At 59.6% G+C, this 23,220-nt stretch carries 22 protein-coding genes and 1 tRNA gene; 7 read left to right on the forward strand and 16 right to left on the reverse strand.

Translation table 11 applies throughout. The features are described 5' to 3' along the window. Window positions 1–10: 10 nt before the first annotated feature. The 4 genes from GYH29_RS19790 to GYH29_RS19805 form a co-directional block, all read right to left on the reverse strand. Window positions 11–637 carry a hypothetical protein gene (locus tag GYH29_RS19790; RefSeq protein WP_081574121.1) on the reverse strand — a complete coding sequence of 209 codons (627 nt, stop codon included), beginning with the start codon at window positions 635–637 and terminating at the stop codon, window positions 11–13. A gap of 479 nt (window positions 638–1,116) precedes the next feature. After that, window positions 1,117–2,898, reverse strand: coding sequence for an acyl-CoA dehydrogenase (locus tag GYH29_RS19795; protein WP_043591343.1), 1,782 nt, complete (start codon window positions 2,896–2,898; stop codon window positions 1,117–1,119). 220 nt (window positions 2,899–3,118) lie between these two features. Continuing rightward, window positions 3,119–4,051, reverse strand: coding sequence for an electron transfer flavoprotein subunit alpha/FixB family protein (locus tag GYH29_RS19800; protein WP_043591345.1), 933 nt, complete (start codon window positions 4,049–4,051; stop codon window positions 3,119–3,121). A gap of 3 nt (window positions 4,052–4,054) precedes the next feature. After that, window positions 4,055–4,804, reverse strand: coding sequence for an electron transfer flavoprotein subunit beta/FixA family protein (locus tag GYH29_RS19805; RefSeq protein WP_039754297.1), 750 nt, complete (start codon window positions 4,802–4,804; stop codon window positions 4,055–4,057). Between the two features lie 317 nt (window positions 4,805–5,121). Between GYH29_RS19805 and GYH29_RS19810 the strand changes: the two genes are divergently transcribed. Then, window positions 5,122–5,538 carry a MaoC family dehydratase gene (locus tag GYH29_RS19810; protein WP_019100896.1) on the forward strand — a complete coding sequence of 139 codons (417 nt, stop codon included), beginning with the start codon at window positions 5,122–5,124 and terminating at the stop codon, window positions 5,536–5,538. A gap of 3 nt (window positions 5,539–5,541) precedes the next feature. Here GYH29_RS19810 and queG read toward each other — a convergent pair whose 3' ends face one another. Next, window positions 5,542–6,624, reverse strand: coding sequence for a tRNA epoxyqueuosine(34) reductase QueG (gene queG, locus GYH29_RS19815; RefSeq protein ID WP_324606831.1), 1,083 nt, complete (start codon window positions 6,622–6,624; stop codon window positions 5,542–5,544). Between queG and tsaE the strand changes: the two genes are divergently transcribed. Beyond that, the gene (tsaE, locus tag GYH29_RS19820) at window positions 6,623–7,108 is read left to right on the forward strand and encodes a tRNA (adenosine(37)-N6)-threonylcarbamoyltransferase complex ATPase subunit type 1 TsaE (RefSeq protein WP_373454775.1); all 486 of its coding nucleotides are present in this window, start codon (window positions 6,623–6,625) and stop codon (window positions 7,106–7,108) included. The genes queG and tsaE overlap by 2 nt on opposite strands. Then, on the forward strand, window positions 7,069–8,310 hold the full coding sequence (locus GYH29_RS19825) for an N-acetylmuramoyl-L-alanine amidase (RefSeq protein ID WP_019100893.1): 1,242 nt from the start codon (window positions 7,069–7,071) through the stop codon (window positions 8,308–8,310). Before tsaE ends, GYH29_RS19825 begins: the two co-directional genes overlap by 40 nt. Before the next feature lie 65 nt (window positions 8,311–8,375). Here the strand turns inward: GYH29_RS19825 and yacG are convergent, their stop codons facing one another. The 7 genes from yacG to GYH29_RS19860 form a co-directional block, all read right to left on the reverse strand. Continuing rightward, window positions 8,376–8,564, reverse strand: coding sequence for a DNA gyrase inhibitor YacG (gene yacG, locus GYH29_RS19830; RefSeq protein WP_019100892.1), 189 nt, complete (start codon window positions 8,562–8,564; stop codon window positions 8,376–8,378). A gap of 37 nt (window positions 8,565–8,601) precedes the next feature. Further along, entirely contained in the window at window positions 8,602–9,360 is a 759-nt protein-coding gene (gene zapD / locus GYH29_RS19835) for a cell division protein ZapD (protein ID WP_019100891.1), read from the reverse strand. Window positions 9,361–9,398: 38 nt separating this feature from the next. Further along, entirely contained in the window at window positions 9,399–10,010 is a 612-nt protein-coding gene (gene coaE / locus GYH29_RS19840; RefSeq protein WP_039754293.1) for a dephospho-CoA kinase, read from the reverse strand. After that, window positions 10,000–10,869 (reverse strand): prepilin peptidase, encoded by an 870-nt coding sequence (locus GYH29_RS19845; protein WP_161524280.1) that lies wholly within the window; start codon window positions 10,867–10,869, stop codon window positions 10,000–10,002. The genes coaE and GYH29_RS19845 overlap by 11 nt, the downstream gene beginning before the upstream one ends. Beyond that, window positions 10,866–12,089, reverse strand: coding sequence for a type II secretion system F family protein (locus GYH29_RS19850; protein WP_043591358.1), 1,224 nt, complete (start codon window positions 12,087–12,089; stop codon window positions 10,866–10,868). Before GYH29_RS19850 ends, GYH29_RS19845 begins: the two co-directional genes overlap by 4 nt. Window positions 12,090–12,160: 71 nt before the next feature. After that, entirely contained in the window at window positions 12,161–13,867 is a 1,707-nt protein-coding gene (gene pilB / locus GYH29_RS19855; protein WP_019100887.1) for a type IV-A pilus assembly ATPase PilB, read from the reverse strand. 220 nt (window positions 13,868–14,087) lie between these two features. Continuing rightward, window positions 14,088–15,206: a porin gene (locus tag GYH29_RS19860; RefSeq protein ID WP_043591364.1), complete on the reverse strand. Its 1,119-nt coding sequence runs from the start codon at window positions 15,204–15,206 to the stop codon at window positions 14,088–14,090. A gap of 316 nt (window positions 15,207–15,522) precedes the next feature. Here GYH29_RS19860 and GYH29_RS19865 point away from each other — a divergent pair, with 316 nt between their 5' ends. Continuing rightward, window positions 15,523–16,956: a cryptochrome/photolyase family protein gene (locus GYH29_RS19865; protein WP_039756876.1), complete on the forward strand. Its 1,434-nt coding sequence runs from the start codon at window positions 15,523–15,525 to the stop codon at window positions 16,954–16,956. 54 nt (window positions 16,957–17,010) lie between these two features. On the opposite strand, the gene GYH29_RS19870 is transcribed toward GYH29_RS19865, so the two are convergent. Continuing rightward, the gene (locus GYH29_RS19870) at window positions 17,011–17,391 is read right to left on the reverse strand and encodes a ComEA family DNA-binding protein (protein ID WP_043591366.1); all 381 of its coding nucleotides are present in this window, start codon (window positions 17,389–17,391) and stop codon (window positions 17,011–17,013) included. A 34-nt stretch (window positions 17,392–17,425) separates the two neighbouring features. Continuing rightward, a complete protein-coding gene (locus GYH29_RS19875) occupies window positions 17,426–18,247 on the reverse strand; it encodes a cytochrome C assembly family protein (RefSeq protein WP_019103784.1) in 822 nt (273 codons plus the stop codon). A gap of 107 nt (window positions 18,248–18,354) precedes the next feature. On the opposite strand from GYH29_RS19875, the gene ffh reads away from it, so the two are divergent. The 3 genes from ffh (at window position 18,355) to purB (ending at window position 22,092) form a co-directional block, all read left to right on the forward strand. Next, on the forward strand, window positions 18,355–19,710 hold the full coding sequence (gene ffh / locus GYH29_RS19880; RefSeq protein ID WP_019103785.1) for a signal recognition particle protein: 1,356 nt from the start codon (window positions 18,355–18,357) through the stop codon (window positions 19,708–19,710). 49 nt (window positions 19,711–19,759) lie between these two features. Beyond that, entirely contained in the window at window positions 19,760–20,656 is an 897-nt protein-coding gene (locus tag GYH29_RS19885) for an ATP-grasp domain-containing protein (RefSeq protein WP_081575323.1), read from the forward strand. A 65-nt stretch (window positions 20,657–20,721) separates the two neighbouring features. Continuing rightward, window positions 20,722–22,092: an adenylosuccinate lyase gene (gene purB, locus GYH29_RS19890; protein WP_043591371.1), complete on the forward strand. Its 1,371-nt coding sequence runs from the start codon at window positions 20,722–20,724 to the stop codon at window positions 22,090–22,092. A gap of 131 nt (window positions 22,093–22,223) precedes the next feature. Here purB and GYH29_RS19895 read toward each other — a convergent pair. Then, a tRNA-Met gene (locus tag GYH29_RS19895) sits at window positions 22,224–22,300 on the reverse strand. Window positions 22,301–22,364: 64 nt separating this feature from the next. After that, window positions 22,365–23,186, reverse strand: a complete 822-nt coding sequence (locus GYH29_RS19900; protein WP_019103584.1) for an undecaprenyl-diphosphate phosphatase — start codon at window positions 23,184–23,186, stop codon at window positions 22,365–22,367. Between the last annotated feature and the right edge of the window lie 34 nt (window positions 23,187–23,220).

The raw sequence follows: 23,220 nt of genomic DNA on the forward strand, positions 1-23,220 counted from the left end.
TTCAGTCTTCTTATTGGCGAACCATGCTGGCGGAATCCAGCCCAGGTTGCGGCGGGGTTTCAGGATTCACAGGGACCACGGCGGGGGGAGAAACGGGGGCCTGGGAAGGAGGAGAAATCGGCGGCGGCATCGTTGGCGGGATATTGCCGCCAACCACGCCCCCCGCGCCGGGCACGCGCTCAACCAAGGGCACAAACTGCTCGCTGCCGCCGGAACGCATCAACACGCCGGAGGCGGTGATCTGGGCTAGCTCCCAGCCATCCGGCGTCGTTTTGCCCAGCAACAAGGCCACCGAACGGCCATTGTCGTCTATCACCGCGAAGCCGGGCGCGCCGGAAGCCTGCGGAGCGTACACGCCGATTAGCTTGACCGGCGGCAAAGCCGCGGCTTGTTGCGCCACCGGCTCGCCAAACCAGTGCGCCATCGCCACATTGGCGGCAGCGGACTGCGGCGCCGGCTCGCTTAAGCCTCGCCACTGCTTGGCGGCGGGGCCCAGCAAGGGCGCGGCGACCGTACCCAGCCACGCGGCGGCGCCTGCCAGCGCCAGCCAAGGCAAAGCGGCGACCAGACGCCCCAGCGTCGCGGCCGACGGCAACAATCGCTTCCCCTTTTCACTCCAATGGACCACTTGCTTCATTGCATCCTGGCTTCTGTATTCATTCTTGAAATCTAAGCGCGGACCTTGCGGCCAAGTTCAAGCGGACGCCCGCGCCGTGGTGGAATCGGCCGGGGTTGGGCTCAAGCATGGCTGTGAGTCATGCAGCGGATTATTTGCACGCCATCAGGATACGGTCAATCCAAAAAAAGACCGAATTGCATAGCCTAGCAATATTCAAGCGAATATCAGCGCGCCATGCGATTAATTCTTCTATTAAGGACTATTTTTTCGCCTGATTTCGCACACAGCCCGTAGCTAGGGGCGGAGCAAACACTATGCGGCAAAATAATTTTAATGACAAACGGTTTTTGATATTGCAACGCGGCATCACGCAACAAGCTCTTTTCCATTATCTCAAAGACGGATTACAAGCTCATGCAAGAATCGCTCTTGCGTCGGTCAGGCAACAAAAAACGCCGCGGAATCCCCGCGGCGTCTCCTTCGTATCTCCCTCCGCCTCAGAACCAGGCTTCGTCCATCTCCAGCACGCTGTCAGCGCCCTCCACGATGGCGGCCGCCAAACCGCCCGCCTGGGGCAGCAGGTGCTCGCCGTAGAAACGCGCGGTGGCCAGCTTGGCGTTGAGAAAGTCTTGATCCACGTCGGCCTCTCCCTGCTTGGCCTTGGCAATAAGCGCCGCGCGCGCCATCTGCCAACCACCCAAGGTAATACCCATCAGCTTGAGGAAGGGCACCGATCCGGCAGCCGCCCGTTGCGGCTGCCCCGCGAAGGTGGCCAGGATGAAATCGACGCTGCGGCGCGCCTGCTTGACCGCCTCATCCAGATTGTCCGCCAGGCTGGTCAAACCCGCCGCGCGCAGCTTGACCGCGCAACCGGCCGCCTCTTCCAGCAAGGCGCGGGCAGTGACGCCACTCTCGCCGGCGGTCTTGCGACCAATCAAGTCCAGCGCCTGAATGCCGGTAGTGCCTTCGTAGATGGCGGTGATGCGCGCATCGCGGTAGTACTGCGCAACCCCGGTTTCCTCGATATATCCCATGCCGCCGTGCACCTGCAGCGCCAGACTGGTGATTTCATTAGCCTGCTCGGTGTTCCATCCCTTGACGATAGGGATCAGGAAATTGGCCAGCGCCTGATTGCGTGCTTTTTCGCTCGCCACCGGATGACGCGCGGCGCGATCCAGCGCCGCCGCGGTATACAGGGCCAGCGCGCGCTGCGCTTCCACTTGGGCGCGCATGGTCAGCAGCATGCGGCGCACATCCGGGTGCTGAATAATGGCCACGCCGGTCGGATCGGGCGAGCCCACGGCACGGCTCTGCACCCGATCACGCGCGTACTCCACCGCCTTCTGGTAGGCGCGTTCCGATACCGCCAGACCTTCGATGCCCACGCCCAGGCGTGCGTGGTTCATCATGGTGAACATATAGTTCAGGCCCTTGTTGGCCTCGCCAACCAGATAACCGATCGCGCCGCCCTGATCTCCGAAGCTCATCACGGCGGTGGGGCTGCCGTGGATGCCCAGCTTGTGCTCCAGCGATACGCAACGCACGTCGTTGCGCGCGCCCAGGCTACCGTCGGCATTGACCAGGAATTTGGGCACGATGAACAAGGAGATGCCCTTCACCCCGGCCGGCGCGTCCGGCAAGCGGGCCAACACCAGATGGACAATGTTGTCCGCCATATCGTGCTCGCCCCAGGTGATGAAGATTTTCTGGCCGCTGACGCGATAGCTGCCGTCAGCCTGCGGCATCGCCTTGCTGCGCACCTGAGCCAGATCTGAGCCGGCTTGCGGCTCGGTCAAATTCATAGTGCCGGTCCAGGCGCCGCTGGACATCGGCGGCAGATAGACGCTCTTGAGTTCGTCCGACGCGTGATGGTGAATGGCTTCGATCGCCCCCAAGGTCAGCAGCGGCGCCAGCGAGAAGGCCAGATTGGCGGAACACCACATCTCCTCGGCCGCGGTGGCCACCAGGGCCGGCATGCCCTGACCGCCGTAGGCCTCCGGCGCGCGCAGGCCCACCCAGCCGGACTCGACGTATTGCTGCCAGGCGTCTTTGAAGCCCGGTGCGGCGCTGACTTCGCCGTCGCGCCATTTCGCGCCCTGATCGCCTTGCTTGTTGATGGGAGCCAATACGCCCTCGGCAAACTTGGCGCCCTCTTCCAAAATGGCGTCCACCAGCTCCACCGAGCACTCGCCATAGCCCGGCAGGCCGCAAATGGCCGGAAGCTCGGCCAACTCGTTAAGCGCGAATTGGATGTCCTTGATCGGTGCTTGATAAATCATCGCCTTCTCCTCGTGTTTGGATGGCTGGGATGGCCTCCGCAGCCGGCAATCGGTTTCTATTCGCAGACATGAAAAAGCCGGCAAGCGCCGCACGGGTCCGGCCCGCATCGGGCCGATGACTGCGCGCGGGCGTTGCCGGCTGAATGTTCTTGTTCCGGCGGCCATGCGGCGCGCCGAACCCCATCCACGCCGGCGAGAGGCTCGCGGCGCGGACGCGGGATTATTTGGACAACTCGGCCATCAACTCCGGAACAACAGTGAACAGATCGCCGACGATGCCGTAATCCGCCACTTGGAAGATAGGCGCTTCCTCGTCCTTGTTGATGGCGACGATCACCTTGGAATCCTTCATACCGGCCAAGTGTTGGATGGCGCCGGAAATGCCGACTGCGAAGTACAGCTGCGGCGCCACTACCTTGCCCGTCTGACCCACTTGGTAGTCGTTTGGCGCGTAGCCGGCGTCCACCGCGGCGCGGGAAGCGCCAACGGCAGCGGAGAGCTTGTCCGCCAGCGGATCGATCACCGCCTTGAACTGCTCCTCCGAACCCAAGGCGCGGCCGCCGGAAACGATGACCTTGGCCGAACCCAGTTCCGGACGATCGGACTTGGTCAGCTCCTGACCCACAAAACTGGACAGCTGCGCGTCGGCGGCAGCGGCCACGGCTTCCACCGCGGCGGAGCCGCCCTGGCCCGCCGCGTCGAAGGCGGTGGTGCGCACGGTGATGACCTTGATCGGGTCTGCGGACTGCACGGTGGCCAGCACGTTGCCGGCGTAGATGGGCCGCACGAAGGTATCGGCGGACTCAATGGCGACGATCTCGGAGATCTGCGCCACGTCCAGCAGCGCGGCTACTCGCGGCAGCAGGTTTTTGCCGAAGGAAGACGCCGGCGCCAGCACGTGGCTGTAGCTCGTGGCCAGGCCGGACACCAGCACGCCCAGGTTCTCGGCCAGACCGTGCGCGTAGTGCGCGGCATCCGCCAGCAGCACTTTGGCCACGCCCGCCACGCTCTTGGCGGCTTCTGCTGCTGCGGCGGCGTTGTGGCCGGCCACCAGCAGGTGCACTTCGCCCAGCTTGGCGGCGGCGGTAATGGTATTCAGGGTGCCTGCTTTCAGGCTCTGGTTGTCGTGTTCAGCGATAACGAGAATGGCCATGGCTTACAGCACCTTTGCTTCGGTTTTCAGTTTGGCGACCAGCTCGGCGGCGTTGGCCACCTTGATGCCGGCGCTGCGCTTGGAAGGCTCCGCCACCTTCAACGTCTTCAGACGGGGAGCGGCGTCCACGCCCAGCTCCGCCGGCGTGATCTTGTCCAGCGGCTTTTTCTTGGCCGCCATGATGTTGGGCAGCTTGATGAAACGCGGCTCGTTCAAGCGCAGGTCGGAAGTGACCACCGCAGGAAGGCGCAGCTTGACGGTTTCCAAACCGCCGTCGATCTCGCGGGTCACGTCCACGGTCTCCGCCGACAGTTCCACCTTGGAGGCGAAAGCGCCCTGGCCCCAGCCCAACAGCGCGGACACCATCTGGCCGGTTTGGTTGGCGTCGTCGTCAATCGCCTGCTTGCCCACGATCAAGAGCTGCGGCTGCTCCTTGTCCGCCACCGCCTTCAACAGCTTGGCCACTGCCAGCGGCTGCAGCTCCACGTCGGTCTCCACCAGGATGGCGCGGTCGGCTCCCATCGCCAGCGCGGTGCGCAGCGTTTCCTCGCATTGCTTGACGCCCAGCGACACCGCCACGATTTCACTGACCTTGCCGGCTTCCTTGAGGCGCACCGCCTCTTCCACCGCGATTTCGTCAAACGGGTTCATCGACATCTTGACGTTGGCGATATCCACGTCAGTGCCGTCGGCCTTGACCCGAACCTTCACGTTGTAATCCACAACGCGTTTCACAGCGACTAGAACTTTCATATTCCTCCAACAAACCTCTGGACATCTCTCAAAAGAAACCTGGAGCGGCTTATAACCGCCGCCGCGCCGCCAAGCGCGGCCGTTTCAGAAATGCCGCTCTGGATTGATCGAACGCGGAAGCAGCAATTGCCGAAGCAAGCCTGATTATGCCCCAAGGACAAATTCAAACGAGCGTTTGGTTGATTTGTATTGCATACAGCGTGGCAAAAACGCAACTTATCGCCGATAGTACGTGATTTCTCGGTAATTTGCATTTCGGCCAAAAGCTGTCACAATGCACCGCAGCATTTTATCGTCATATCAAGTCAGGAGCGGTCATGACTGTTTGGTTTGAAGATCTTCAGCTCGGCGATTTCGCCGAATTCAGCAAGACCATCACCGAAGCCGACGTGCTGATGTTCGCCGCCGTATCCGGCGACAACAACCCGGTGCACATCAATCAGGAATACGCGGAACAAACGCCGTTCGAGACACGCATCGCGCACGGCATGCTGACCGCCAGCCTGATCTCCACCGTAGTGGGCACCCAATTGCCCGGCCACGGCACCATCTATCTATCGCAATCCACCCGTTTCAAAGCGCCGGTGCGCATCGGCGACACCGTAACCGCCCGCGCCACCGTGATAGAGCTGAACCCGGACAAACACTTCGTCAAATTGGCGACTCAATGCTCGGTCCGCGGCAAGGTGGTGCTGGAAGGCGAATCCTTGGTCAAGGCGCCCAGCAAACCCTGAGCTTCAGACGATGACGCCGTGCCGGCCCAGCGCCCAGCGCACAGGCTCGGCCACCATTTCGTCGGGAAAATCCAAACGCGCCCGCAGCCCCGCCACCACTTCCGGCGTGGTGGGCGCGTTACCCAGGCCCACCGCCAAGTTAGACAGCCACTTAAGGTAGCCGATGCGGTAAATCGGGCTGCCAGCCATCTTTTCCTTGAACTCGGCCTCGCTCCAAGCGAACAACTCTAGCAAGCTCACGTCGTCCAGACCATGACGCACCGCAAAATCCGTCTCACGGCTATCGACCGCGAAACGGTTCCACGGACAGAACAACTGACAATCGTCGCAACCGTAAACACGGTTGCCGATCAAGGGCCGCATCTCCTCCGGAATCGCCCGCTTCAATTCTATCGTCAGGTAGGAAATGCAGCGCCGCGCGTCCACGGTATAGGGCGCGACGATGGCCGCCGTGGGACAGACATCGATGCAGCGGGTGCAGCGGCCGCAATGACCGTCCTCCGCCTCGTCCTCCGGCAAGGGCAGATCGGTGAAGACCTCCCCCAGGAAAAACAAGGAGCCCTCGTTCTTGGTCAGCAGCAGAGTATGTTTGCCTCGCCAGCCCAAGCCGGCCTGGGCCGCCAGCGCCACCTCCGCCACAGGAGCGCTATCGGTGAACACCCGGTAGCCGAAATCGCCGATTTCCCGCTTGATCCGCTCCGCCAGCGCCTGCAGCCGGTTGCGCAAGACCTTGTGATAATCGCGTCCCAGCGCGTAACGCGATAAATAGGCTTTGCCGCCGTCTGCCAGCACTTCGGCCGAAGCGCGGGCCTGCGGCCAGTAATGCATGCGCAGAGAAATAACGGACAGGGTGCCGGGCACCAGATCCGCCGGCTTGACCCGCAAGGAGCCGTGGCGAGCCATATAGTCCATCTCGCCGTGATAACCGGCGGCCAGCCAGGCGTTCAACTTCTGTTCCGCCTCCGGCGGCAGGCCGGCGCGACCGATTCTGGCGTCGGCGAAACCCAATTCGCGCGCCCAGGCTTTGATTTGGCGCGCCAATTCGGGATAATCCGTTTTTTGTAAAGAGTTTTCGGTCATGGCCATGGATGATACCAGCGTTCGCTGCGGCTACCTGGAAGATGAAACCGCTACTCTGGCGCTGGGCAAAGCCTTCGCCGAAGCGGCGCAAGCCGGCCTCGTCGTCTATCTATTAGGCGATCTGGGCGCAGGCAAGACCACGTTCACGCGCGGCCTGCTGACCACGCTCGGCCATGCCGGCAAGGTCAAAAGCCCCACCTATACTCTGGTGGAGAGCTATTCTTTTCCTCACTATAGCGTGCACCATTTCGACCTGTACCGTTTCGCCGACCCCGAGGAATGGGAGGATGCAGGCTTCCGCGAATACTTCGGTCCGGACAGCCTGTGTCTGGTCGAATGGCCGGACAAGGCCGCGGACCTGCTGCCGCGCGCCGACATCGTGTTGGAACTAGCCGTGGCCGGAAATGGTCGCAATTATCGTTTACTTGCCCACTCAGAAACCGGACAGTCATGCCTGATTCGACTTTCGACCCCATCCGCCGCCGCTTGATCGGTGCCGCGGCCGCCACCTTCATGCTGTCGGTGAGCCGCGTCGGCTTCGCCTCCGGCAGCCAGGTTGTCGCCTTGCGCATATGGCCTGCGTCGACCTATACCCGCATCACGCTGGAAGCCAGCGAGGCCATCCAATACAAGCAGTTCACCATCCCCAACCCCAACCGCTTGGTGATCGACCTGCAAGGCGTGCAGCTCAACAGCGTGCTGAAAGACATCGGTGGCCAGATTTCCGCCGCCGACCCCTATATCAAGACCGCCCGCGCCGGCCAGTTCGACCCGGAAACCGTACGCCTGGTGCTGGAGTTGAAAGCCGACGTCAAGCCGCAAGCCTTCACCCTGGCACCGGTGGCCGAATACAAACACCGGCTGGTGGTGGATCTTTACCCGGCCGGCGGCCAGCAAGACGATCCCCTGCTCGCCCTGCTGCAGGACTACAACAAGGGCAAGCTGGAACAGCCTGCGCCGCAGATCAAGCCCAAGAAAAAAGACAGCAACCGCCCCATCATCGTGATGCTGGACCCGGGCCACGGCGGCGAAGACCCCGGTGCCGTCGGCCTGAACGGCACTCGCGAGAAAGACGTGGTGCTGCGCATCGGCAAACAGTTGAAACGGCTGGTCGACGCGGAAAGCAATATGAAGGCCTATATGACCCGCGAGGAGGACGTGTTCATCCCGCTGGGCGTGCGTGTGGCCAAGGCCCGCAAGCTGAACGCCGACCTCTTTGTGTCCATCCACGCCGACGCCGCGCCCAACCGCGCCGCGCGCGGATCCTCGGTGTTCGCGCTGTCGGAAAAAGGCGCTACCAGCGCCTTCGCCAAGGCACTGGCGCAAAGCCAGAACGACGCCGACCTGATCGGCGGCGTCAAGATTGGCAGCAAAGACAAATACTTGGCGCACACCCTGCTGGACCTGACCCAGACCGCCACCATCAACGATAGCCTGAAACTGGGCAAGACCGTGCTGGGGCATCTGGGCGGCCTCAACAAACTGCACAAGAGCGCGGTGGAGCAAGCCGGCTTCGCGGTGCTGAAAGCGCCAGACATCCCGTCCATCCTGGTGGAGACCGCCTTCATCTCCAACCCGGAGGAAGAACAGCGCCTCCTCAGCAGCGACTTCCAGCAGCAAATGGCCAATGCCATCTTCACCGGCATGAAGGGTTATTTTTCGCAAGGCGCGGCGCTGGCCGCCCGAGCCTGAGCGGCTCCCTCCCCCCAAACAAAACAGGTCCCGTACGGGACCTGTTTTTCATTGAGGCCGGGCGCTCACTCGCCGCGGCTCGCCTCGCTCGGCGACTCCTCCTGCGCCGGCACCCGGTAGCTTTCCGACGCCCACTCGCCCAAATCAATCAAACGGCAGCGCTTGCTGCAAAATGGACGGAACTGGCTTTGCGGCTCCCAGCGCACCGGAGCGTGACAAGTGGGACAGGCGACAACGCGAACAGAATCAGACATGGCTTCTCAAAACGGGGCAAAGACCAGCGCACGCCGGTCAGAATTTGCAATTGGTCAGGTGAAACTCGACATCCTGCTCGGTCTGCCGCGGCCGGGACTCCCCGGTCACCGCGCTGACAAAGCGGATATTGAGCGCATATTTATTGGCGGACAGCTCGGGCAGCAATTCCAGGCCGCCGTCGTAGGCCACACGGATCAGCTGCACCACCTTGCCGCCGGACATCTGCTGGAACACGCCTCGGCGCGCCACGTAATGATGGGTCTTGCCGCTATCGCGCAACAGGGTCAACAGAATGCCCGCCGCCTCGGCGGTGGGCATCAACGGCGACGCCCAGCGCTTGATATCTTGGCGCCGCACTTCAGCCGACTTCTGCTGCCACTGGTGATAGGACGGCAAATCGAACTGGCAGGTGCCGCCGGGAATGCCCGCGCGCTGCTTGATCGCCATCAGCCACTCGTTTTCACGCAAGTGTTGACCAAACTTGCCGGTCAGCGCCAGCAAACGGCTGGACGCGTGCTCAATGTCCTCCAGCACGCCCTCCAGGGTCTCCTCCGCCACCTGCGGATTCTCGCGCAGCGCTTCCAGCATCTGTTTCTGCCGCTCCAGCTCCTGCAGCAGATCCGCCTTCAAATCCGCGCGCGAGGCGGTTTCCATCAGCTCGAACAACACCAGCAGGGCCGCATGATGATCATACGGATGGTCCTTGCCGATGAAATACCCAAGACGTGCGTAGAGATGCTCCAGGCGGAGCAGGATGCGGGTTCGCTCGGTGACGGGAAACTCAAAACTGATCACGGCGCATCGGCCCTTCTGCTTGGCTCGCGAGAGCCCGGTTATGATCTATCGGCTAGGCTGGCAAGATAATAATCGTGTTTGGCGTCGACTTGAAGCCTCAATGCAGCCAAGCTGTCATTATTACAAATTATATCGTCGGCGCGTTCACGTCGCTGCGCTCGCGAACATTGCGCCGCCATGATCGCGCGCACGGCTTTTTCGTCCATGCCGTTGCGCCGCATCACCCGCTCTAGTTGCACCGACTCGTCGCAGTCCACCAGCAAGGTACGCGACAGCATCGGCAGATAATGCCCGGTTTCGAACAATAAGGGCACCACCAACACGCAATACGGCCCGCGCGCAGCGGCCACCCCGGCTTCGCTCTGCCGTCGGATCAGCGGATGCAACACGCTCTCAAGCCGCTGCCGGCTGCTTGAGTCGGCGAACACCCGCTCGCGCATCCAGCCCCGATCCAAACCACCATCCGCTCGCACCGCCTCCGCGCCGAACTCCGCCTCCAAGGCCGGCATCGCCGCGCCGCACGGGCCGGTCAACTCATGCGCGATGGCGTCGGTATCAATCACCGGCACGCCCAATTCAGCGAAACGATCAGCCGCCGCGCTTTTGCCGGAACCAATGCCGCCGGTCAAACCCACGACTTTAATAGGCATGCAAATACCAATTCACAATGTCCTGCCCCCAGATCAAAGCAATCCAGCCGGCGGCCGCAAGATAAGGGCCAAACGGCAGCGGCTGACCGCGTCCGTGCTTGGACAGCAAAATCAAGATCACGCCCACCACGGCCCCCACCAGCGAAGACAGCAAAAGCACCAAGGGCAGCAAAGTCCACCCCAACCACGCGCCCAAAGCGGCCAGCAGCTTGAAGTCGCCATAGCCCATGCCCTCCTTGCCGGTGGCCAGCTTGAAGCCGTGAAACAGCAACCACAGGCACAGATAGCCCGCCATCGCGCCTATCACCGCGTCGGCCAGCGGCACGGTGCCGGTCAGCAAATTGAATAACAAGCCCCCCCACAGCAAGGGCAAAGTCAGGTTGTCCGGCAGCAGCTGCGTATCCGCGTCGATAAAAGTCAGGGCCAGCAGCACCGCGGTCAAACCCATATAGGCCGGCAGCTGTTCCGACCAGCCGAAACGCCAGGCCAGGAAAGCGAACAACAGCCCAGTCGACAGCTCCACGACCGGATAGCACCAAGGGATCTTGGCTCGGCAACTGCCGCAGCGTCCGCGCAGCAACACAAAGCTCAATACCGGGATATTCTGCCACGGACGCACCGCGGCCCGGCATTGCGGGCAGTGCGAGGCAGGCCGCATTAAGTTATAGGGCTCGGACGTCTCGTCCTCTTCCAACTGCAGACAATCAACGCAATTGCGCCGCCACTCGGCCTCCAGCATCTTGGGCAAGCGATGAATGATCACATTCAGAAAACTGCCAACCAACAAACCCAGCGCCAGCGCCGCGCCGGCGAAAGCCAGCGGATACGAGCCGGCGATCCAGCGCCACTCCTCAATCATCCAACCACCTGCCCCATTTTGAAAATCGGCATATACATCGCAATGATCAAACCGCCGATCAAGACCCCCAGAATCACCATGATGGCCGGCTCCAGCAAACTGGACAGCGCGGCAACCGCATTGTCGACTTCTTCTTCGTAAAAATCCGCCACCTTGTCCAACATCTGGTCCAACGAACCGGACTCCTCCCCAATCGAGGTCATCTGCAGCACCATATTAGGGAACAAGTCGGTCCGCTGCATCGAATAGTTGAGGCTGGAACCGGTGCTGACATCGTTCTGAATCCGCTTGGTGGCATCCGCGTACACCTGGTTGCCGGAGGCGCCGCCCACCGAATCCAGCGCTTCCACCAGCGGCACCCCGGCGGCGAACAAGGTGGATAAGGTGCGCGCCCAGCGCGCGATGGTGGCCTTGCGGATGATATCGCCGATCACCGGCAGGCGCAGCAGGATGCGATCCATCCGCTCTTGCAACTTGGGCGTTCGCTTGAAGGCGTAGAGAAAGCCGAACAGGCTACCGAAAATCACCCCGAAGATCAGCCACCAGTAATGGACAAAGCCATCCGACAGCCAGATCACAAACAGCGTCGGCGCCGGCAAATTGGCGCCGAAACTAGAGAACAAATCCTTGAATGCCGGAATCACGTAAATCATGATTACGGCGGTAATGATGAAGGCAGTGCCGACAATGGCGGACGGATAGATCAGGGCCGACTTGATCTTACCCTTGATCGCCATCACTTTTTCCTTGTAAGTGGCCAATTTGTCCAGCAAGGAGTCCAGCACGCCGCCGGTTTCGCCCGCGGCGATGATGTTGCAGAACAGCTTGTCAAAGTACAAGGGACGTTTGCGGAATGCCTCCGCCAGCGACAATCCGGTTTCAACATCGGCTCGCACCTCCAGCAGCATCTTGGTCACGGCGGGATTACTGTGGCCCTTGGCCGCGATGTCGAAGGCCTGCAACAGGGGCACGCCGGCGCGCATCATGGTCGCCAACTGCCGGGTGAACAGGGTGATGTCCCGCTCGGTGATGCGCTTGCCAAACCCGGCGCGCCGACGCTTGATCTTGACGACATTGATGCCTTGACGCCGCAGCTGAGTCTTGGCCACCGCCTCGGACTCCGCTCTCAATTCCCCGCGTATCGCCTTGCCCGCCTTGTCCTTGCCTTCCCACTCCCAGACAAAGCCCGGCGTCGCTTTTTTCGCTACCGTGACTGCCATTCCATGGCCTCTTTCTTATTCCAAGCCGTTAAGTCAGCTTTCCGGCTGCTGCCGGAGGCGCGAAACCGCTTTTATTCGTTAGTCACCGCTTCGATCTCGGTCAACGAGGTCAAGCCCGCCTTCACCTTCAGCAAACCGGCGTGGCGCAAGTCCACCATGCCCTCCTTGCGCGCCAAGTCGGCGATATCGATGGCGGTGCCATTCTGCATGATCAAACGCGTCATCGCGTCGGTAATCGGCATCACTTCGTAAATGCCGGTACGGCCGCGGTAGCCAGTGTTGCGGCACTCCTCGCACCCTACCGGCGCATAGGGCTTCCAGCTTCCGTCCAACTCCTCTTGCTTGAATCCCGCCCGCAGCAATGCCTCCTCCGGAATCTCCGCAGGTTTCTTGCAATGCGCGCACAGACGACGCGCCAAACGCTGCGCCATGATCAGCAGCACCGAGCTGGCAATATTGAACGGCGCCACCCCCATATTCAGCATCCGGGTCAAAGTCGCCGGCGCGTTATTGGTGTGTAGAGTGGAAAACACCATATGGCCAGTCTGAGCCGCCTTGATCGCGATGTCCGCCGTTTCGAAATCCCGGATCTCACCCACCATGATCACGTCCGGATCCTGACGCAGGAAGGCCTTCAAGGCCGAAGCGAAGGTCAAGCCGGCTCGCTCGTTGACGTTGACCTGATTGATGCCCGGCAAGTTGATTTCCACAGGGTCTTCCGCCGTGGCGATATTGATGTCCGGCTTGTTCAACAAATTAAGACAGGTATACAGCGACACCGTTTTACCACTGCCGGTGGGGCCGGTAACCAACACCATCCCGTAGGGGCGTCCGATAGCCTCCAGCAACAACCGTTTCTGCTCCGGCTCGAAGCCCAGCTGCTCGATATCCAGATTCGCCGCCGACGAGTCCAGAATACGCATCACGATCTTCTCGCCGTACAAGGTGGGCAAGGTGCTGACCCGGAAGTCGATCGCCCGCGCCTTGGAAATGACCAGCTTCATCCGACCGTCCTGCGGCACCCGCTTCTCCGAAATATCCAACTTGGAAATCACCTTGATCCGAGAGGCGATCTTTTCCTTCAATACCAGAGGCGGCTGTGAAATCTCCTTCAACACCCCGTCTACCCGGTAGCGAATGCGGTAAAACTTCTCATAGGGCTCGAAATGAATATCGGACGCGCCTCCATTGATAGCGTCCAACAACACCTTATGAATGAACTTGACCACCGGCGCATCGTCGACATCTGGCTGTGGACCGGTATCCGTCGGCGCATCCGGATCGGCGAATTCAAGATCGCCAAAATCCTCGTTCTCCAGAGCCTTGATTGCGGCGGTGGCGTCCTCGCTGTACTTGCCAAGCATCTTGCCCAGCTTATCATCCTCCACCACCACGATTTCCACCGTCATACCGGTCTTGAAGGTGATGGCGTGATAGGCCGAGGTCTGGGTGGGATCGGAGGTGCCTACATACAGCTTGTTGCCGCGCTTGAGCAGGGGCAGCAAGCGCCGGCTGGCGATCAACTCGTCATCAACCACGCCCTTGGGCAACTGATCAAGATCAATGGCCGACATGTCCAACAAGGGGTAACCAAAGGTCTTGGACGCGAACATCGCAACATCTTGCGCCGTCATCTTCTTGCTCTGAATCAGCTGCTCGACGAAGCTGATATGCGACGCCTGAGACTGGCGCAGAATGGCGTCCGCATCCTGCTGCAACAGCATATTGTTTTGCACCAAGGCCCGACCCAAGCCGGAAATCCCAGCCGAAGCTTCCATACGCTTGCAACTCACCTGTGAACAGATTGGACGACACTGCGCGGCGCCCCGTATCAGAGCTCGCCACCTTGAAGACAGCCGCACTACCGTTACAACATTATATGCAAAATGCGGATGCTGCTTTGACTTAAATCCCGGCGCGACCGGATTCCATCGGCAGCCAAGCCAAAAACAAAAAGGACTGCCGAAGCAGTCCTTTCAAGCTCAAACTCAAATGTGCTTAGAAGCGGTGCACCAAGCCCACGCCGAAGGAGTTTTCCTTATCAAAAGCGCCGTCTTTCCACTTCACGTGACCGTAGGAAGTGTAAACCTCGGTACGCTTGGACAAAGCATAGTCCAGAGCCAAGACAAACTGATCATAGCCGGACTTGTCGATGGTATTGCCGTTCAAGCTGGCGTCATAGCCTTTGACATAGGAGAAGTACGGGGTAAAGGCGCCGAAGGTGTAGCCGAGAGTCAGGGCGAGTTCTTTGGTTTTCAGCTTAGCCCCATCAATCTGAGCTTGGGTCGCGCCAGTATTCAATGTCGCAGTGTTATAACTGGAACTCAGCGACCCGTTATAGAAAGTGCCAAAACCATAACCCTGAATTTGCTGATAGCCCACAGCGGCGTAGAGGTTGTTGGCCATATAGCCAGCCTCAAGGCGGTGCCAGTCTTTGGCGCTCGCAAGCTTGCTGGCATCATTCCAGTTTTGGTAGTTGTACTTACCGAAGAAACCTGAATTCTCATAGCTCAGGCCCAGGTTCCAAGTCTGATTATTGGTGGTAGAGCCGCTAACAACCTTGCGGGTTTCATCGGTGCCGTACAGCAAGGCAAAGCTGAAACCATTCCAGTTCGGGCTATCATAACGGACCGCGTTAGTCACACGATCATCCAGACGGGTAAACATCCCCAGGCCGCCAACACTCTGGTTGCTATAGTAACCAGGGTCAACCTGCTCCATCATATCGTTAGCGTAATTGGACAGTTTGCCCAAGCGAATCTTACCCCAGCTGTCGCCGGCCAGACCGATGAAACTGTCACGAGTGGCAAAGCCATCAGAACTCGGCTCGTTAGCAGTGCCTTTAGTGCCATCGATGTGCACGCGGCTTTCCACTTGCCAGATCGCCTTCAGACCATTGCCCAGATCTTCGTTGCCCTTGAAGCCGATGCGCGAAGTCCAGTCATTGATCTCGGAGCCGCCTTGCAGCTTGCCGTTAGCATCCAGGTTGATCGTGGAGCTGTAAGATTTGTTGTACTCGTAACCACCACGGATTTCACCGTATACGGTGACGTCGGCCATCGCGGCGGCGGCCGGCATCAGGGCGGCGATTGCAAGAGCGATATGCGTCTTGTTCATTGCAGTTCCTTTCAAGTCAGTTGATGTTGTCCTGTTGATTTCGCTGCTCTAAAGCCAGAGAACCCGGACATTTATGTGCCACCGATATGCTTCGGTGATCGCTAGCCTCAATATAAGACCGACGTTGCGAAAAAACAAAAACAGCATGTACTTTCGACAAAAAATCACTCAAAAAAACAACACCATCATCACAAACCATTGTTTTACATGAGCAAAGCCCCTAAATACCCCAATCATTAAGATGCAATTACACAACACAAGCGGTAACTTGGTGCAAAAAAGCAACAAACCACCAGACACAAAAAAGGACAACACATTGTCAGACAACCAAACCACAACGAATCCACCTGTAAGCAAGACCGCTCTTTACTGGCTCAGACGCGATTTGCGCCTGGAAGACAACCACGCCTTGCAGCAAGCGCTGGCCTCGGGCCTCCCGGTTCAATGCGTCTTTATCTTCGACGGCAATATTCTAGGCACGCTCCCCCCCGCTGATCGACGCCTCGGCTTCATCTGGCAATCCCTGCGGGAAATACAAAACACCCTACGCGCAGCGGGCGGCGAACTGTGGTGCGAAACGGGACCCGCGCAAGACGTCATCCCCAGGCTAGCGGCACAGTTAGACGCCAACGCCGTTTACGCGAACGAGGATTACGAGCCCTATGCGCGCCAGCGAGACACGATAGTTGCCCAAACCTTGGCGACGATGGGCAAAACCTTTCACACCTACAAGGACCAGGTCATTTTCGCTCGGGACGAACTGCTCACGGCCAGCGGCAAACCATTCACAGTGTTTACCCCATATTGCAATGCCTGGCTCAAAAGGCTGAGCCCACAGCACAGCCAAGCGCTGACCGTGCCGCCGCTGACTGGCCGACTGCGCCCACCAGCGGGTACGCCGGCCATGCCCAGCCTGACAGAACTAGGATTTGGCCAGGCCGAGCCTTGCTTGCTGGCGCCGGGCGCGTCCGGCGCAAAAGAACTGTTTGCCGATTTTTGCCAGCAACGCATTCAACGCTACCATCAACAAAGAGACTATCCCGGCGTAAAAGGCGTGTCCTACCTCTCCACCCACTTGCGCTTCGGCACCATCTCGATTCGCCAATTGGTGCAATTCGCCTGCTTCGACGGCGGCGAAGGCGCTATGTGCTGGCTGAAGGAGTTGATCTGGCGGGAGTTTTATCAGCAACTGCTGTGGCACTTCCCGGATGCGGCCACTCACAGTTTCAAGCCGCAATACCGCGATCTGCCCTTTCCCAACCGTCTGGACTGGTTGGAAAGCTGGCAGAAAGGACTAAGCGGTTATCCGCTGATTGATGCGGCTATGCGACAACTGAACCAAACCGGCTATATGCACAACCGGCTGCGCATGATCGCCGCCAGCTTTCTGGTCAAGGATCTGCTGATTGATTGGCGCCTGGGAGAACGCTATTTCGCGGAGAAACTGTTGGATTTCGATCTGGCGTCGAACAACGGCGGCTGGCAATGGGCCGCCTCCACCGGCTGCGACGCACAGCCCTATTTCCGCATCTTCAACCCGGTCACTCAATCGCAGAAATTCGACCCGGATGGACGCTTCATCCGCCGCTACGTACCGGAGCTGGCGGCGCTAAACGATCAGGCGATTCACGCCCCCTGGCAAGCCAAGACGCTGCCAGAAGGCCTCAAACTGGGCCGAGACTATCCGCTTCCCATCGTCGATCACGCCAAGCAACGACAGCTGGCGTTGGCCCTGTTCGGCAAGCAATGAAAAACGCCCGTAGATGCGGGCGCTGTTTCCTGCAAACCGTTGCCGGGCGGGGGGTCAGGGCTTTTTCTTGGCCGCCGGCTTGGAGGCTTCTTTCTTGGCTCCGGCCACCGGCTTGGCCGCAGCCGCAGCCGGTTTGGCGGCGGCAGCGGGCTTGACCGCCGCTTTCGGAGCAGCGCTGGACGCTCCGCTGACCGCGATCTCACTGCGCAGTTTCTCCAAGGTCTTGTCGCCGATTCCACTGACATTCTTCAGGTCGTCAACACTCTTGAATGGCCCGTTTTTGGCGCGGTATTCCACAATCGCCTTGGCCTTGACCGGGCCAATACCATTCAGCGCCTCCAACTCCTGCTGGTTAGCGGTATTGATGTTGACGGCGGCAAAAGCGGTGCCGCAAATCAGCATCAGGGCGGCAAACAGGGCTAACAATTTTTTCATCATTGATCTCCTTGTGAGACAGGACTGAGCAACCTCAACCGCGTTGCAGGATCAATTCTATGACGACCTTGCTCCCAATGTAAGCCAGCGCCAAGGACAGGAAACCGGCCAAAGTCCAACGAATCGCCACCCGGCCTCGCCAGCCTTGCAACTTGCGGCCGATCAACAAGCCGCCGAACAGCAACCATGACAACACGGCGAAAACCGTCTTGTGCGTCAGCGCCGCGGCATGCCCCAGCACTTCCTCGGAAAACACCACCCCGGTCAACAAAGAAACCGTCAACAACAAAAAGCCGACGCCAATCACTTGGAACATCATTTTTTCCAGGGAAAGCAAAGGCGGCAATTGCCTAACCAGCGGAGACGCCCGTTTATCGTGCAGAGCCTTTTCCAAAAACAGCATCAAAATAGCGATCAGAGCGCCGATGGCGAACAGGCTGTAGGCGAACAAGGACACTAGGATATGCAGCACAAAAGCCGGATTGCTCAGATCCTGAACCACGTGTTGGCCGGGAAACAGCAAGGCGAAACCCAGCGCGGCCATCGCCAGCGGCATCATGAACAGCTGCAAGCCTTCCACACGATAGAAAAAACTGCAGGTCCAATAAATCAGCAGCATGATCCACACCATTACCGACAGCGCGCGGCCAACGCCAAGAGACAGCAATGCCCCCTGTGTCAGCGGTAACAGCACGGCTATCGCCTGCAGCAGCAGCAGCACGCCCAATAGGCTGTGTTCCAGCCGCGGCTTGCGCGGCCAGCAAGCCAAGCCTCGCCAGTTGGCGAAGTAATGCCAGGTGAAGACCCCGTAAGAGAGGATCAACGCAATAGAAAGTATGAGCAGGAAGCTGGTCATGGCGGGTGTTTTATCAAAACCGGGTGCAGCCCGGCGGCTCGTGGTAAAATCAATGGTTTGAGAGTCTACACCAACCGGCAAGCCGTTGGCAGAAGTAAGGACGCACCATGCTAGACAACCTGACCAGCCGCCTGTCCGGCGTGATGAAAAATCTGCGCGGCAATGCGCGCTTGACCGAGGCCAATATCCAGGACGCGATGCGCGAAGTGCGCATGGCCCTGCTGGAGGCCGACGTCGCCCTGCCCGTGGTCAAAACCTTTATCGCCCAGGTCAAGGAACGCGCCCTTGGCCAGGACGTGGCCGGCAGCCTGACTCCCGGCCAGGCCCTGGTGGGCGTGGTCAATGAAGAATTGACCAAATTGATGGGCGAGAAGAACGACGCCCTCAATCTGGCGGCCGTGCCCCCTGCCATCGTACTGATGGCCGGCCTGCAGGGCGCCGGTAAAACCACCACGGTGGGCAAACTCGCCAAGCTGCTGAAAGAGACCCAGAAGAAAAAAGTGCTGGTCGTCTCCGCCGACGTCTACCGTCCCGCCGCGATCGAACAGTTGAAACTGCTGGCCCAGCAGGTCGAAGTCGAATGGTTCCCCTCTTCCGGCGACCAGAATCCCATCGACATCGCCCGCGCCGCGGTGGATCACGCCAAGCGCCATTTCTTCGATGTCCTGATGGTCGACACCGCCGGCCGCTTGGCCATCGACGAGGCGATGATGGCCGAGATCAAGGCGCTGCACGCGGCGCTGAATCCGGTGGAAACCCTGTTCGTCGTCGATGCGATGCAAGGCCAAGACGCGGTCAACACCGCCCAGGCTTTCAATGAAGCGCTGCCGCTGACCGGCGTCATCCTCACCAAGATGGACGGCGACTCGCGCGGCGGCGCGGCGCTGTCGGTCCGCCACATCACCGGCAAGCCAATCAAATTCATCGGCGTCGGCGAAAAGGTGTCCGGCCTGGAACCCTTCCACCCGGACCGGATCGCCAGCCGCATTCTGGGCATGGGCGATGTGCTGTCGCTGATCGAGGAAGTGCAAAAAGGCATCGATCAGGACGAAGCCGCCGCCATGGCCAAGAAGCTGAAATCCGGCAAGGGTTTCGACCTTGAGGACTTCAAGGCCCAGATGCAGCAGATGAAGAAAATGGGCGGCATGAGCAATCTGCTGGAGAAAATGCCGGGACAGCTGGGCCAGATGGCCAAAGGCGTGCAGGGCGCGGAGGCGGAGAAAGCCATGCGCCGCATTGAAGGCATCATCAACTCGATGACACCGCAAGAACGCCACAAACCAGAGTTGCTCAAAGCCAGCCGCAAGCGACGCATCGCCGCCGGCGCAGGCGTGACGGTACAGGAAGTCAACAAGCTGCTGAACCAGTTCGAGCAGACGCAGAAAATGATGAAGCAGTTCTCCTCCAAGGGAGGCATGATGAAAATGCTTCGCGGCATGAAGGGCATGATGCCCGGCATGTAAGCTGAAACGGGTGCCTGGCACCCGTTTTTCTTGATGTAAAAGGATTTCGATGTCGCTCGATGTTGCCGTTCTGACCGATTCGCGCCTGCTGCCGCCGGACGACCGCGACTGGTATCGCCGCCAGGTTCATCATGAGGACGGTTTGGTCCTGACAGCGCTACAGCGCCAGGGTTTGCTTGTTCGTCGTCTGGCCTGGGATGACCCGGACATGGACTGGGCCGACGCGCGCTGCGCGCTGTTCCGCACCACTTGGGATTACTTCGAGCGCCTGCCCGCGTTTTCCAACTGGCTGGCGCGCGCGGCCGGCCAAACGCGGCTATTCAACGAGATTGGGCTCATTCGCTGGAATCTGGACAAACACTACCTGGCCGAACTGCAACAAAACGCTGTTCATACGGTGGACACGCACTACATTGAGAAAGGCGCGCCGCAAACACTGCGCCAACTACTGGCGGAACGAGGCTGGAACGACGCCATCTTGAAGCCGGTCGTCTCCGGCGCCGCCCGGCACACCTATCGCGTCGCCCCGGCGAACGCTGAAACGCTGGAATGCGTGTATGCCGAGCTGATCCAACAAGAAGCCATGTTGCTGCAACCCATGCAACACAGCGTGTTGACTCAGGGGGAGCTGTCCCTGATCGTCATCGATGGTCATTTCAGCCACGCCATCCGCAAAACGCCGAAGTCCGGCGACTTCCGCGTGCAGGACGACCACGGCGGCCAGGTGCACCCGCATCAGGCCGACGCGCAAGAGATCGCCTTTGCAGAAGCCGCCGTGCAAGCAGTGCCTTTCGACGTGCTGTACGCGCGCGTCGACGTGATTCGCGACAACCATGGCCGCCTGGCGGTCATGGAGTTGGAAATGATCGAACCGGAGCTGTTTTTCCGCTTCCGGCCGCAAGCCGCGGAGGAGTTGGCCGCGGCGCTCGCGCGACGCCTGCGTTGAACATTAAGGGATTTTGTACCGCAACCCGCCAGAACACCGGCAACCCACGTTTGGAACTACCCAGCATGAACCTGACCACGCTGACCGCCCTAAGCCCCCTGGATGGCCGCTACGCCGGCCAAGTCGAGGCCTTGCGCAATCTGTTTTCCGAGTACGGCCTGATGAAGTTCCGCATTAAAGTGGAGCTGGAATGGCTGAAAATGCTGGCCGCTGAGCCAGGCATCGAGGAAGTGCCTTCCTTCTCGGAAGCCACCATCCGTGAAATCGACGACGTGATCGCCAACTTCAACGTGCAGCACGGCGAAGAAGTCAAAGCCATCGAGGCGCGGACCAATCACGACGTGAAAGCCATCGAGTACTGGCTGAAGGAACGTCTGTCCGGCAACCCGGAAGTCATGGCGGCCAGCGAATTCATCCACTTCGCCTGCACCTCCGAAGACATCAACAACCTGTCGCACGCGCTGATGCTGAAAACCGCGCGCAACACCGTAGTGCTGCCCACCATCGACGAAGTCATCCACAAGCTGCAAAAACTGTCGCATGAGCTGGCCGACACCGCGATGATGTGCCGTACCCACGGCCAGCCGGCGACACCGTCCACCATGGGCAAGGAACTGGCCAATACGGTCTACCGCCTGAAACGCCAACGCGAACAACTGGTACACCAGGAAATCCTCGGCAAGATCAACGGCGCGGTGGGCAACTACAACGCCCATCTGGTCGCTTACCCCGACATCGACTGGGAAAGCTTCTGCGGCCGCTTCGTCACCGGCCTGGGTCTGACCTTCAACCCTTACACCATCCAGATCGAACCGCACGACTATATGGCCGAGCTGTATCAGGTTCTGGCGCGGGTCAACACTATCCTGGTAGACCTGAACCGCGATATCTGGGGCTATATCTCGCTGGGCTATTTCAAGCAGAAGGTGAAGAAGGACGAAGTCGGCAGCTCCACCATGCCGCACAAGGTCAACCCTATCGACTTCGAAAACGCCGAGGGCAATCTGGGCATGGCCAACGCCATCCTGGGCCACTTGGCGGAAAAACTGCCGGTATCGCGCTGGCAGCGCGACCTGACCGACTCCACGGTTCTGCGCAATATGGGCGTGGGCTTCGGCTACACCATTCTTGGCCTCAAAGCCTGCCTGAAGGGCTTGAACAAGCTGGAAATCAATCCACAGGCGATTGCCGCCGATCTGGACAATAGTTGGGAACTGTTGGCGGAGCCAGTACAAACCGTAATGCGGCGCCACGGCGTGCCCAATCCGTACGAACAGCTGAAGGAATTGACGCGCGGCAAGGGCGGCATCACCCGTGAAACCTTGCATGCCTTCATCAAAAACCTGGAACTACCGGAAACGGAAAAAGCCCGCCTGCTGGAATTAACCCCGGCCAGCTATATCGGCAAGGCATCGGAACTGGCCAAGCGCATTTAATCACGCCTGCTTGAGCAATAAAAAGCCGCCGTTACCCGGCGGTTTTTTTAATTCAGCGGCCATTGATCGGACAGACCACTGGAAGGAGAACAAAAAACCCAGCTTTCAAAAGAAAGCTGGGTTTTTGAATTTGGTTGCGGGGGCAGGATTTGAACCTACGACCTTCGGGTTATGAGCCCGACGAGCTACCAGACTGCTCCACCCCGCGTCAGAGAGGTTGCATATTATACAAGCCATTCTTGGCTGTCAAGATATTTCTATCTTGAGCCAATTCAAACACTCCAATCCACCCAGCCCAACTGCCATGTAGCCAATATCACCAAGCCGAATACGATGCGATACCAAGCGAACGCATTGAAGTTGTGGCTGGACACATAGCGAATCAAACCACGCACCGCGAAGAAAGCGCTGATAAACGCCGCGATGAAACCAACGCCTATCACCGGCACATCCGCGGCGGTGAACTGGTGCCAATGCTTGTACACGTCGTAGAACGTGGCCGCGAACATGGTAGGCACCGCCAGGAAAAAGGAAAACTCAGTGGCTACTTTGCGGTCCAGGCCAAACAACATGCCGCCGATAATGGTGGAACCGGAGCGCGATGTGCCGGGTACCATGGCAAACACCTGAGCGATCCCCACTTTCAAGGCGTCTTGCCAGCTCATCGCATCCACGCTGTTCACCCGCGGCACGCGCTGCCTGCGCTCAACCAGCAGAATGATGATGCCGCCCACCACCAAGGCCAGCGCCACGGTCAGCGGGTTGAACAAATAGTGTTTGATCGCCTTGATCGCGAAGAAACCGATGACCGCCGCCGGCAGGAAGGCCACCAGCAAGTTGCTGATGAAGCGCAACGACTGCGCATCCCGCTGCAAAGCGCCCTGCGCCACGCCCAGAAAACGCTGGCGGTATTCCCAAACCACCGCCAGGATCGCCCCCAGCTGAATCACCACCTCAAACACGTCGGCATTGTTTTGAAAACCGATCAGGTCCCCCACCACAATCAAATGCCCGGTGCTGGAAATCGGGAAAAACTCCGTCACCCCTTCGACAATGCCCAGCAATAAAGCCTTGGCCAACAGCATCACATCCATGTCCACCCATCCCCCATCAAGGATTAATACGCAC

This window comes from Chromobacterium haemolyticum, from assembly GCF_009936155.1.
Lineage (GTDB): Bacteria > Pseudomonadota > Gammaproteobacteria > Burkholderiales > Chromobacteriaceae > Chromobacterium > Chromobacterium haemolyticum.